The sequence below is a fragment of the Ferruginibacter sp. genome (assembly GCF_031430955.1).
Lineage (GTDB): Bacteria > Bacteroidota > Bacteroidia > Chitinophagales > Chitinophagaceae > Ferruginibacter.
In genome coordinates, this window is the sequence record NZ_JANPCM010000644.1 from 1 (window position 1) to 12,753 (window position 12,753).

Here is a 12,753-nt window from a genome sequence, read left to right on the forward strand (position 1 = left end):
GCAGCATCATCCGCATGCACAAATGCTGAGCGGCCATGTGCAGGGTAAAGTTTTAGAAATGATTAGCTGCATGATTAACCCTCAGCAAATTTTAGAAATAGGTACTTTTACCGGCTTCAGTGCATTGTGTTTATCAAAAGGTTTGCAACAGCACGGGCAATTACATACTATAGAAATTAGAGCAGAAGATGCAGCCACAGCAAAAAAATATTTTGAAAAAGCAAATGTTAAGGATACTGTAATTTTACATTTAGGAGATGCCCGGCAGGTACTTACAACACTTAACCAGCAGTGGGATTTAGTTTTTATTGATGCCGATAAAGTGAGTTATATTGAGTATTACGAATTAACTTTGCCGAATGTAAAATCAGGGGGTTTTGTTTTAGCAGATAATGTTTTGTTTCATGGCGAGGTTTTACAAAAAGAATTGAAAGGAAAGAATGCAAAAGCAATCCAGGCATTTAATGAGCATGTGGCAAAAGATAAAAGAGTAGAAAATGTACTGCTTACAGTAAGAGATGGGTTATTGCTGATTAAAAAATTATAAGGGATGAAGAAATTATTTATTGTATCAATTTTGTTTTTAAGCAGTGCAATTGGTTTTGCTCAGGATAATATGCTAACTCCTGTGCAGTATATTGAAATGTATAAAGATATTGCTATTAGAGAAATGAAAAGAATGGGTGTACCTGCAGCCATTACATTGGCACAGGGTTTATTAGAAACTGAAAGCGGTAACAGCCCGCTGGTAAAAAAATCTAACAACCATTTTGGAATAAAATGTAAAAGCAACTGGACGGCTGGTGGTGTTACCCATGATGATGATGCCATTGGAGAATGCTTTCGCCTTTACAAAACTGCTGAAGAAAGTTATCGTGACCATAGTAATTTTTTAAGGGGAAGTGAACGTTATGGTTTTCTTTTTAAACTTGATGTAAGAGATTATAAAGGCTGGGCCAATGGATTAAAAAAGGCTGGCTACGCTACTAACCCAAAATATCCATTGATACTTATTAAACATATTGAGCAATATAATTTACAGCAATACACTTTAGTGGCTGCTGACGAAGCACCAAAATTTGATGCCGGTAAATACCAGGATGATGTTGAAGAAAAAGTTACAGAAGAAAAAAATTTACCGGAAGAAAAAAATGCAGATGATGCAAGTATGCTTGATGCCAGCGATAAAGTAATTGAAGTAAACGGCAGTAAATGTGTTTATGCTGGTAAGGGTACATCGTTGCTGGTTGTTGCAACAAAAAATAATATAGCGTTGAGTAAAATGCTTGGCTTTAACGAACTTGCGGAAGACGGGTTGCTTACAAAAAATCAAAATATTTTTTTGGAAATGAAATCAAAAACAGGCGATAAAGATTTTTATGAAGCAAAAGCAGGGGAGTCGTTGTATGATATTGCACAGAAAAATGGCATACAGTTACAGTATATGCTGGACTATAATAAGCTTTGGGGAAATGAACAAATTAAAGCAGGTACTAAAATCTACTTAAAGCCAAATATTATACCAGCAAATGAAGTTGCAATAAAAGTTATAAATACTCCTGAAGCGGTAATTGCTAAAACGCATGTTGTGCAGCCAAAAGAAGGGCTGTATTCAATTTCAAAAAAATACAATATTACTGTACAGCAAATAAAAGAATGGAATAAACTGCAAACCGATTCATTAAGCATCGGGCAGGAATTAATAATATCAAATTAAATTCGGGAAGAACTATTACCAAAACATCAGGCGCTTAAAAGCAAACCTGCAAACTACAATCACCAATGAACATCGAGGTAAACAAAAAAAAATTTACTCCATTTATAACTGCACAGCAAATAAATGAACAAATTAATATTCTGGCGGCTGAGCTTAACCGTGACTATGAGGGAAAACGTCCGCTGTTTATTGCCATACTAAATGGCTCTTTTATGTTTGCTGCCGACTTATTTAAGGCAGTTACCATTGAAGCAGAAATTTGTTTTATAAAACTGGCTTCTTACAAAGGCACCACTTCTACAGGTAATGTAATCACCTCTATCGGTCTCGATGAGCCTTTAAACGGCCGGCATGTAATAATTATTGAAGATATTGTTGATACCGGAAAAACATTAAGCGAATTTTTACCCCAGCTTTTTAATCAGCAACCGGCCTCTTTAAAAATTGCTACACTGTTACACAAACCCGATGCATTAGTATATCCGGTAAAAATTGATTATCTTGGCTTTAACGTACCCAATAAGTTTTTGCTTGGCTATGGCCTTGATTTTGACGGCTTAGGAAGAAATTTAAAAGAAATTTACCAGCTTATAGAGGAGTAGCAGGCAACACAAAGGGGAAAAAAATTGTCTTTAACATAAATATTTTAACGCAATTGATCTTCTTGTGCTAAAACGATTGCTATATATCACTTTTCTTTTTTTAGCTGTACTGCATGCCGGTGCACAGTATTATATACGTGGAGAAGTAAAAAATGAAAAAAATCAACCTCTTGCCAACGTAAAAATAATTTTACACTCTAATCACTTATTATATTATTCAGGTGCTTCAGGCGATTTTGGGATAACCACAAAATCACTTGCTGATTCACTTTCTTTTACTCTTGATGGATATGAAACAAAAACTGTAAAAATAAATGCCGATCAATGGCAAACAGTAAACTTAAAAATTTTACCGAGTAATGTTAACCGTAACCGTCCCAAATTAATTTCAGTTACAAAAAATTTTAATCAAACATCAAAGAACCGCTGGTTTGTAAATAATGAAACTTATTTTCAACTGGTGGAAAATGAATATGTAACAGCGGATAAATTTCCCAACACAGGGTTTTCTTTAAATGTAAACAAGGCATCGTACAGCAATATACGCAGGTTTATAAATATGGGCAGCACTGTGCCGCCTGATGCTGTGCGTACAGAAGAGTTATTGAATTATTTTAACCTGCACCGCAGGGAGCCCGAAAATAATGAAGTGTTTAAAATTGAATCACAGCTTAGTTCCTGCCCGTGGGATGAAGAAAAGCAATTGTTATTTTTAAATATCAATGCAAAAAAATTAGACCTTAATAAAATTCCACCAAGCAATTTTGTTTTTTTAATTGATGTATCGGGAAGCATGGATATGCCCAACCGGCTGCCATTGTTGAAGGCGGCATTTCAAATGTTTGTAAAAAATTTAAGAGCAATTGATACTATTTCAATTGTTACTTACGGGGGTACTGTTGGTATTTGGCTGCAGCCAACAGGTGGAGCCGAAAAAGAAAAAATAATTAAATCAATTGAAGAGCTTGAAGCAAGAGGCGATACACCTGGCGAAGCTGCAATAATGACGGCATACCAATTAGCAAGAAGTACGTATAATAAAAATGGCAGCAACCGTGTAGTATTGGCTACTGATGGCGATTTTAATGTAGGGCTTACATCAGAAAAAGCGATGGATGAATTGATAACAAAAGAAAGACAGTCGGGTGTTTTTTTAACCTGCCTTGGTGTGGGTATGGGAAATTTTAAAGATTCTAAATTAGAAACGCTTGCAAAAAGAGGCAACGGTAATTATGCTTATTTAGATGATATTAACGAAGCAGAAAAGGTATTGGTTAAAGAATTAACCCAAACTTTTTATGCAGTTGCAGATGATGTGTATATGAATTTGCAGTTCAATTCAAAATTAGTAAAGCAATACCGGTTAATTGGGTTTGATAATAAACGGGATGCTGTACAAGACAGTACGATTGATATAGAAGGTGGCGAAATAGGCAGTGGCAGCAGTGTGCTGGCAGTATTTGAAATTGTGCCCGAAGATGCAAAACTTTTAACGGCAGATTTTAATGATAAGAACGGTATTGCAAAACTTTCTATGCGCTACAGTTTATGTAACGACACTGCTCATAAAGTAATGGAATATATTTGTTCCCAGCAGTCTATAGCGTTTACGGATTTAGATAACGAATTGCAGTTTGCCACAGCCGTTACCATGTTTGCCTTAAAAGTAAAACAATCAAAATATATAAAAGAGGCTGACTGGCTGCAAATAGAAACTATTGCTACCGCTGCCCACAATCAAAATGATTTTTTGCAAACAGAGTTTTTGCAAATGATTGATAAGGCAAAGAAAATTTATAAATCTAAGAAAGGGAAAAAACGAAAAGATGAATAGTTGAATATTGGATGTCGGATGTCGGATGTCGGATGTCGGATGTCGGATGTCGGATGTCGGATGTCGGATGTCGGATGTCGGATGTCGGATGTCGGATGTCCAGTGTAAAACAACATCTAAAAATAAGCTATCTAAATTTTACCGCTGTAAAAATTCACCATTCACCATTGACAATTCACAATTCACCGCAACCCTAACTAAACATCTCCCTCACTTTATCGAAAAACGATTTATCATTTTTATCGGGCTTGGGTACAAAGTTTTGACTGAGCTGTAATTTTTCCAGCATTTGTTTTTCTTCGCTGCTAACATGTTGTGGTGTCCACACATTCACCTGTATTAACTGGTCACCTTTTTCGTAACTGTTTACATTAGGAAAACCTTTGCCTTTTAAACGAAATATTTTTCCGCTCTGCGTGCCGGGTGGAATTTTTATTTTAGCCCTGCCGTCAATGGTAGGCACTTCTACCTGCGTACCAAAAACTGCATCAGGTATGGAGATATGTAAATCAAAAGCCACATTCAATCCATCACGGTGTAATTGTGCATGTGCTTCTTCTTCAATTAATACAATTAAGTCGCCATTGCTGCCCCCACGTTCGCCCGCATTGCCTTTACCACCCACACTCAGTTGCATGCCTTCCTGTACACCAGCAGGTATATCTATTGTTACTGTTTCTTCGCCATACACCCGTCCTTCGCCTTTGCATGACGTGCATTTATTGGTAACAGTAGTGCCTTCACCATTACAGGTAGGGCAGGTAGTTACAGTTTGCATCTGGCCCAAAAAAGTATTTTGAACCCTGCGTACCTGGCCGCTGCCACCGCATGTACCGCAGGTGGTTACACTATTTTTATCTTTAGCACCATTACCACCGCAGGTATTGCACAGCACATATTTTTTTACCTTAATCGTTTTGGTAGTACCCTTTGCAATCTCTTCGTAATTCAATTTTATTTTTACTCTCAGGTTGCTGCCTCTTACACCACGGCTGCGTCCGCCACTGCTTCTTCTGTTACTGTCTCCAAAAAAACTTCCAAACGGACTTTCATCACCAAAAATATCTCCAAACTGACTAAAGATATCATCCATATTCATACCGCCGCCATAACTTCCGCCACCGCCACGGCCCGGGCTAAACGCCTGGTGACCAAACCTGTCGTATTGCGCCCTTTTATCAGCATCGCTTAAAATTTCGTAAGCCTCAGCAGCTTCCTTAAACTTCTCTTCTGCAGCTTTATCACCGGGGTTACGGTCGGGGTGAAATTGCATAGCCACTTTACGGTATGCTTTTTTTATCTCATCCTGAGATGCAGCTTTTGATACCCCTAAAATTTCGTAAAAATCTTTTTTCATGTACGCTTATCTCTAAAAAGAGAAAGTGGTTTTAGTTTTAAATTTTTTTGTTCCCAGCTTTATTAATGCTAATCATCTTCGGTGGTCTGGCCTAAGGCGAGGCACTCTTCAACAATATTTCCTTGCTGAACTTTTATTATGTTTTGCAAAAGCACTTGTCGTCCCTACGGGACGTTGAAAAACATAAACTCATTTTCTACTATTTTACTTTATAATCTTCTTTTCCCTCTCCTAAAGGAGAGGATAGGTGAGGTGAAATTCGCTTTATCTTCTCCATTTCCCCCTTGAGGGGCTAGGGGGCTCTTATTTTCCTACCACCACTTTCGCAAACCTTATAATCTTATCATTTAAATAATACCCTTTCTCCACTTCATCCACTACTTTACCTTTCATATCATCTGCCGCAGGCACTTCTGTAATTGCTTCATGCTTCTCCACATCAAATTCGGTATTGATGCTTTGCATGGCTTTAAGTCCTTTGTTATTAAGTGTGGATCTTAATTTATTAAACACTAAACTGATGCCTTCTTTTATTGAAGCCACGTCATTACTGGTTTGTAATTGTTTTTCGGCCCGGTCGCAATCATCCATTACTTCCAGCATCGATACCACCACATCTTTACCCGCAGTTTGTATAAGCTCCATTCTTTCTTTAGCACTCCGTCTTTTAAAATTATCAAACTCAGCAAAAAGGCGCAGGTATTTATCTTTTTGTTCATCCACTTCTGTCTTCAATTTTTCCAGTTCCTCTTCGGCGCCTTCGTTGCTTAAATGGGTATTGCCGGGTACATCAGCATCGGCATTAATATTCATGCTCTCGTTCTCCTGTGTTATAGCTTCTTTTTCTTTCATACTAATTTTAAAAATTGGTTGCGAAGGTACAACAGTCAAACATTTTGCCAAGCGTTGTTTTGCAGCCAAATTGGCAAAATTAACGGGCTTCTGTGGACAATTTGAATGCCCTGACAGCTAAATGGGTAACTTTACGCCATGAAGAGCATTGTTTTAAACAAAAATATAAGCCGCAGGGTAGAGCTGGGGCATCCATGGATATTTGCCAATGAGGTTAATACAGGCAAAGAAAAAGACACGAATGCAAAGCCTGGCGAAATTGTGGATGTCTTCACATTCGACAAAAAATTTATTGGCCGTGGCTATTATAATCCGCAATCGCAAATATCGGTACGGCTGCTAACCAGGGATAAAAACGAAACTATTGACGATAAATTTTTTTACAACCGTATTTTACAGGCATGGCAATACCGCCAAAAAATTGGCTACAGCGAAAACTGCAGATTAATTTTTGGAGAAGCTGATGATATGCCGCAATTAATTATTGATAAATTCAACGATTATTTTGTGATACAAACTTTAGCCCTTGGTATGGATGTATGGAAACCTGCAATTGTAAAAGCGCTGGAAAAAATATTTACGCCCAAAGGTATTTACGAACGTAATGATGTACCCGTTCGTGAGCTGGAAGGAATGGAACAGCACAAAGGTTTTCTTTCAGCCGAATTTGATACCAACATTGTTATAAACGAAAACGGAATAAAATTTAATATTGATATTGCCAACGGGCAAAAAACCGGCTACTTTTTAGATCAGCAGGATAATCGCCGTGCCATACAGCATATTGTAAAAGATGCTGATGTACTCGGCGCTTTTTGTTACACAGGCTCTTTCGAAATTAGCGCTGCATATTATGGCGCCAAATCTGTATTGGGTTTAGATATTTCTCATAACGCCATTGACATGTGCAATAAGAATGCAGCACTAAACGGCCTGGAAAAAATTTGCCGCTTTGATTGTGTGAATGCTTTTGATGTATTAAAAAACTGGACCAAAGAAGACAAAAGATGGGATGTGGTAATGCTCGATCCGCCATCGTTTACCAAAAGCCGCAGTACCATCGATAAAGCAGTTGCAGGTTATAAAGAAATTAATTTGCGTGGAATGAAATTAGTAAAGCCCGGTGGTTTTTTAGTTACCTCCAGTTGCACCAATTTAGTACAACCCGAATTATTTTTAGACATTATACAAATGGCCGCCAAAGATGCCAAACGAAAAATACGGCAGGTTGTTTTTAATGCACAAAGCGCCGATCATCCCATAATAAGAGGACAGGAGAATACGCATTATTTAAAGTTTTTGATTGTGCAGGTGTTGTAGTTGAAATTAAATAGTTTTTGTTTTAACTAAAAACTATCTGTTTAAAAAAATGTTATTGCTGCTATGAACACAATTTTAATAGATGGTATAAATTATGATTTACCCGGTTTAGAAAAAGATATTTGGAACCGTTTATTAAATGGGTCATTAAGGTATAAAGATGCCTTTCATAATCCGGTAGTGGCAAACGTAAATGCGGAAGTCGTTAACTTGCGTACAGTGGTATTAAGAAATGTATTGCCCGATAAAAATCAACTTGCTTTTTACACAGACATACGTAGTGGAAAGTGGAAAGAATTGCACATGCAAAATAATATAAGCTGGTTATTTTACGATGCACAAGTAAGGCTGCAAATTAGATTGGCGGGCAAAGTAACATTACATCAGGATGATTTAATTGCAGACGGGGCCTGGGCAACAAGTACCGTAAGCAGCAGAAAAATTTATTTAGGAGAAGAAGGCCCTTCTAATAAAACTACCATACCAACGGACGGCTTACCAGATGCTTACCAAACAGCCGCCCCAACAATAATACAAAGCAAAGCTGGCAGAAAAAACTTTGGTGTGGCAGTTACCACTGTTACCTGGATGGAATGGTTATGGCTGAACAGCCAGGGGCACAGGAGGGCAGCATTTGCTTACAACAATGATGGAAGTTTTTCTGCACACTGGCTAATTCCGTAATTCTTCATTTTATTTTTTCGGTTTCAACGCCTGGTTTTGCGTATTTAAATCTTGCTATTAGATCTGTTTCGTAATAGCCATCAATACCTAATGTGATTATACTGCCTGCTTTTTCAATATGTAAAAATCCATCTCTATCAATAACGTTTTCATTAACAAAAATATCCTCCACAGCACCAATTACTAAAAATGTGCCATTGTGTTTTATGGGAATAATTTCTGTTAACGCCATCGAATATTTAACCCTGCTTTCGGCAACAAAGGGTGCCCGGCAATTATCTTTCCATTCGATGGTTAAACCCACCTTTTCAAATTCACTTTCACCTTCGGCATATTTAGCACTGGTTTGATGCGCCTGTTTAATAAAATTTTTGTGAATATGGTTCATGGTATAAACACCTGTTGCTTCTATATTTTTTATAGTATGCGGAGCAGCTTCTTTTGGCCGGTTTATAAAGCCAATCATTGGCGGGTCGGCACCAAGGTGTACTACATTACTAAAAATGGAAAGATTGGTTTGTTTAACGCTGTTGGTTGTACCAATTAAAGTGGCGCTTTTAAAACCGCTGAGACAGTTAATAAAATTAGACCTGTAAAAACGTTCCCACGATTGAATGTTAGCTTTTGAAAAATGTTTCATCATTTTTATTTCTTTTATAAATATCTTTCTACAATAACACCAGCAGCTTTTTTGGGTTCATTTTATTTTGAAAAAAATATTTTTTTTCAAAATTTAAAAAAATATCATTTGTATATGAATTGAAATACTTTAAAACACTGTAAGCTTCAACAAAACGGTACCCGGCAAGCAATTTGATACTTTTTATCAATTTCAAACTAATTATATTTTCAATTAAAATTGAAAATGTTTGAACAAATCCAAATCTATTTTTGTTTAATAAATTATATCGATTGTTAAACACTAATTAGCAAATAAACTTTAACATTCACTTTTCATTTTTAAACCAATATAAAATATGTATCAAACAACATTTCTTGGGATTCTCCCAATCGCAAAAGACAATTATGTAGCCTTCACTTTCTTTATAGGCTGTATGGCAATGCTTGCCGCATCAGTATTCTTCTTTTTTGAAGTGGGTAATACTGAAAAAAAATGGCGTACCTCGGTTTTAGTTTCAGGCCTCATTACTTTTATTGCAGCAGTCCATTATTATTACATGAGAGACTACAATCTTGAAACCGGGCAGTCTCCAACTTTCTTTCGTTACGTAGACTGGATATTGACTGTACCATTAATGTGTGTGGAGTTCTATCTAATCACAAAAAAAGCAGGCGCAAAAATCGCATTACTTTGGAAATTAATTGCGGCATCTATATTCATGCTTGTAACCGGATATATAGGAGAAGCCATCTATCCAACCGAAAAACAAAGCTGGATTTGGGGATTTGTTAGTGGATTAGCATATTTCTACATTGTGTATTTAATATGGTTTGGAGAAGTGGCCAAGTTAGCTGCTAATGCAGGGCCAGCAGTTGCAAGGGCAAATAAAACATTAGCATGGTTTGTATTAGTTGGTTGGGCTATTTATCCAATTGGATATATTGCCGGAACAGAAGGCGGCTTATTCGGTATGAGAGTATTGGAAGGTTTATCACTGGATATTGTATATAATATTGGTGATGCCATAAATAAAATCGGATTTGGCCTTGTCATTTATGCATTAGCTCAAACAGACAAAACTCCTGCCACAGCATAATTTTTTAGTAAACAGGAATGTAGTAATAATTATATTATGTTCCTGTTTATTTCAATTACTCCAATAAAATAATACGGTAAACATGTTAAGGATTGCACTTTTAGTTTCAGGGTTTTTAATAATGCTTTTACAGCAATATATTCAGCCTGTTTCAGTGCAAATACAGTCTATTATTTTTTTAACTGGAATTGTGTTACTCGGTGTGCCACATGGTGCTGCTGATTTGTTAGTGGCCACTCAAAATGCGGAAGACTTTAAAAAATCTTTTTCCAAAATAAAGTTCTTACTTAATTATTTGGGGCGGCTCATCTTATTTGCAGCATTACTTTGGTTTTTGCCCTTAGCCGGAAATTTGATGTTTATAATTTTTGCTGCCTATCATTTTGGCGAAACTGATCTGTATAAATTTAAAACTGATACAATAGCTGGTAAATTATTTGTAATCAGTTACGGGCTTGTTATACTTGCTGTTATTTTACTTCACCATTTTGAAGAAGTAAAACCGCTCTTTCAAATGTTTGATGCCGGAATAAAATATGCATCATTCATTAATTGGCTCGACCAGTACCGTTATGCTATTTTATCATTTATTGGGGTGCTGTTTTTTGCAAGTACATTCTTTTATTTTTCAAGTAACAGTTCTAACCCGGAAAATCAGGGACAATTTATAGTACAGATGGCATTCATTCTATTTATACTGTATGCCCTGCCCATGGTACTGGGTTTTACTTTTTACTTTATTATTTGGCATTCTGTTCTTTCACTACGTAATATTATCAGCTATTTACGTAAAGATGCTTTATATTCTTTTGCATTTATAGCAAAGCAAATCAGTATATATAGTATTGCTGCAATGGCAGGGATAACTTTATTTGGGTTAACAGGGTTTATGTTTGTTAATAGCAACGCTATGATGGTTTATGTTTTTCTTGGACTGGCTGTTCTTACAGCTCCGCATATGCAGATAATGCACAACATGTATAAAAGTATAAGATCTAACAATATGAACGAAAAACCTGTTTGAACTAGTATTATCTGTAGAACTATTAATAAATATTTTTTTTAAAAAAATCAAATATAAAATCTAAAAAAAAATCATGAAAGTAATTAAAAAGACCGTCTTATTTATTGCAGCAGGTTTGTTTGCTGTAAATGTTGTTGCACAAAAATCCGACATTGTTGATGTTGCAGTTGGCTCGGCTGATCACACAACATTGGTAGCTGCAGTAAAAGCTGCAGCATTGGTAGAAACATTAAAAAGTAAAGGCCCGTTTACCGTATTTGCACCTACAAATGCTGCATTTGCAAAATTACCAGCTGGTACAGTTGATAATTTATTAAAGCCGGAAAGTAAATCTACATTGGTAGCAGTACTTACCTACCATGTAGTAGCTGGCAATATTAATGCAAAAGGCGTGATAGAAGCCATAAAAAACGGAAAAGGTAAAGCTGTACTATCTACTGTAGCTGGGGGTAAATTAACCGCTACTATAGAAGAAGGTAAAGTTATTCTAACCGATGAAAATGGAGGTAAATCAACCGTTGTTGCAACTGATTTATTAGCCAGCAATGGAATAATTCATGTAATTGATGCTGTTTTATTGCCAAAATAAAAATTGAAATTTTTACTAAACTGCTCTCATTTATTTAAGGAGAGCAGTTATTTTTATAAAGCAAATTCAATCAACAAGAAAATTTTATAGAAAAATTATATAAATAGAAGAGAGGCGTTAATTACACTTTATGAAAGTATATCAGTTACAACACTATGAAATTTTCATTAATGAACAGCTTTTTAATGAGGAACGTTTTATTAAACAATATAAAGATTTATTTGAGGAAATGCTTCGTATTAACGTAATCTGTAACGGCAAATATTTTCAGTCTATTAATATCTCTTCCGGCAATGTAAGTTCAAATCCCAATATTATAGAAGCTTTATTGCGAAAAACAGATCTGCCTGCTTTTAAATTCATTATTTGTAAGAATTAAGAACTGGAAATTTAATTTGAAAATATTTGATTCCTTATTTTTTACATGAGTTATATAATCAGCATGGTATCGCCATGCTTTTTGTTAAAACAATCTGTCCAATTATTTGTTGTAGCTGAAACAAATTTTAATACGGTATAAATGATAACCACCTATAATTTTATTGGTTCCTGGCAACTGTTTCCTGAAAAAGGTATTTACGAAACGGGCAACCGACCTAAATCCGGAATTTGCATTATTGCCAATGGAAATGACAAAAAACTGATCAATATAAATACAAGTTGGGTAACACTCGAAAATCAGGCTTTTTCTTCGCAATACGAATTGATTACGGATGGTGTGATGCATTCTTTTGGTGATATTAATTGGGCAGATACTGTAAAAGTCGATTTAATAAGTACCATACATTTTGAAATATTTTTTTATAAAGATGGTAATGAAATATTACAGATTATAAATGAAATGTTGCCGAATGGGTATTTGAAAATTACTCAACGGGGTTTTACTAACCAACAAAAATCTTTTATCAATACAGAAGTATATCATAAACAAATGAGTGTGCTTCCTTATGCATCGGCTGCATCAGGGGCTTTAGTTAAGCCCACTGAAGATGGCGTTATAAGGAACAAAGCTTTAAGTGCAATGGAAGAGCAAACCAATATGCAGTTAGATCAGAT

14 protein-coding genes are annotated in these 12,753 nt (G+C 35.9%); 11 read left to right on the forward strand and 3 right to left on the reverse strand.

Annotated elements, in window-relative coordinates; all coding sequences use genetic code 11:
• The 4 genes from ACY65O_RS18245 to ACY65O_RS18260 form a co-directional block, all read left to right on the forward strand.
• Positions 1–547: O-methyltransferase (locus ACY65O_RS18245; protein WP_462222291.1), on the forward strand; the 547-nt coding region annotated here is incomplete at its 5' end.
• Between the two features lie 3 nt (positions 548–550).
• The gene (locus ACY65O_RS18250) at positions 551–1,717 is read left to right on the forward strand and encodes a glucosaminidase domain-containing protein (protein ID WP_462222292.1); all 1,167 of its coding nucleotides are present in this window, start codon (positions 551–553) and stop codon (positions 1,715–1,717) included.
• A 65-nt stretch (positions 1,718–1,782) separates the two neighbouring features.
• Entirely contained in the window at positions 1,783–2,319 is a 537-nt protein-coding gene (hpt, locus tag ACY65O_RS18255) for a hypoxanthine phosphoribosyltransferase (RefSeq protein ID WP_462222293.1), read from the forward strand.
• 76 nt (positions 2,320–2,395) lie between these two features.
• Positions 2,396–4,153 carry a vWA domain-containing protein gene (locus ACY65O_RS18260; protein ID WP_462222294.1) on the forward strand — a complete coding sequence of 586 codons (1,758 nt, stop codon included), beginning with the start codon at positions 2,396–2,398 and terminating at the stop codon, positions 4,151–4,153.
• 193 nt (positions 4,154–4,346) lie between these two features.
• Here ACY65O_RS18260 and dnaJ read toward each other — a convergent pair whose 3' ends face one another.
• Both dnaJ and ACY65O_RS18270 read right to left on the reverse strand, forming a co-directional pair.
• Positions 4,347–5,510: a molecular chaperone DnaJ gene (dnaJ, locus tag ACY65O_RS18265; RefSeq protein WP_462222295.1), complete on the reverse strand. Its 1,164-nt coding sequence runs from the start codon at positions 5,508–5,510 to the stop codon at positions 4,347–4,349.
• Positions 5,511–5,813: 303 nt separating this feature from the next.
• A complete protein-coding gene (locus ACY65O_RS18270) occupies positions 5,814–6,362 on the reverse strand; it encodes a nucleotide exchange factor GrpE (protein ID WP_462222296.1) in 549 nt (182 codons plus the stop codon).
• 138 nt (positions 6,363–6,500) lie between these two features.
• Between ACY65O_RS18270 and ACY65O_RS18275 the strand changes: the two genes are divergently transcribed.
• Positions 6,501–7,682 (forward strand): class I SAM-dependent rRNA methyltransferase, encoded by a 1,182-nt coding sequence (locus ACY65O_RS18275; protein WP_462222297.1) that lies wholly within the window; start codon positions 6,501–6,503, stop codon positions 7,680–7,682.
• 63 nt (positions 7,683–7,745) lie between these two features.
• On the forward strand, positions 7,746–8,366 hold the full coding sequence (locus ACY65O_RS18280; RefSeq protein ID WP_462222298.1) for a hypothetical protein: 621 nt from the start codon (positions 7,746–7,748) through the stop codon (positions 8,364–8,366).
• A 4-nt stretch (positions 8,367–8,370) separates the two neighbouring features.
• Here the strand turns inward: ACY65O_RS18280 and ACY65O_RS18285 are convergent, their stop codons facing one another.
• Positions 8,371–9,009 (reverse strand): flavin reductase family protein, encoded by a 639-nt coding sequence (locus ACY65O_RS18285; protein WP_462222299.1) that lies wholly within the window; start codon positions 9,007–9,009, stop codon positions 8,371–8,373.
• A 334-nt stretch (positions 9,010–9,343) separates the two neighbouring features.
• On the opposite strand from ACY65O_RS18285, the gene ACY65O_RS18290 reads away from it, so the two are divergent.
• From ACY65O_RS18290 to ACY65O_RS18310, 5 genes are all read left to right on the forward strand, one after another.
• Positions 9,344–10,084: a bacteriorhodopsin-like gene (locus ACY65O_RS18290; protein ID WP_462222300.1), complete on the forward strand. Its 741-nt coding sequence runs from the start codon at positions 9,344–9,346 to the stop codon at positions 10,082–10,084.
• A gap of 82 nt (positions 10,085–10,166) precedes the next feature.
• Positions 10,167–11,108 carry a Brp/Blh family beta-carotene 15,15'-dioxygenase gene (locus ACY65O_RS18295; RefSeq protein ID WP_462222301.1) on the forward strand — a complete coding sequence of 314 codons (942 nt, stop codon included), beginning with the start codon at positions 10,167–10,169 and terminating at the stop codon, positions 11,106–11,108.
• Positions 11,109–11,181: 73 nt separating this feature from the next.
• Complete coding sequence (locus ACY65O_RS18300) at positions 11,182–11,697, forward strand: fasciclin domain-containing protein (RefSeq protein WP_462222302.1); 516 nt, start codon at positions 11,182–11,184, stop codon at positions 11,695–11,697.
• 130 nt (positions 11,698–11,827) lie between these two features.
• A complete protein-coding gene (locus ACY65O_RS18305) occupies positions 11,828–12,076 on the forward strand; it encodes a hypothetical protein (RefSeq protein WP_462222303.1) in 249 nt (82 codons plus the stop codon).
• A 141-nt stretch (positions 12,077–12,217) separates the two neighbouring features.
• Positions 12,218–12,753, forward strand: a 536-nt coding sequence (locus tag ACY65O_RS18310; RefSeq protein WP_462222304.1) for a hypothetical protein, incomplete at its 3' end; no start/stop codon positions are given.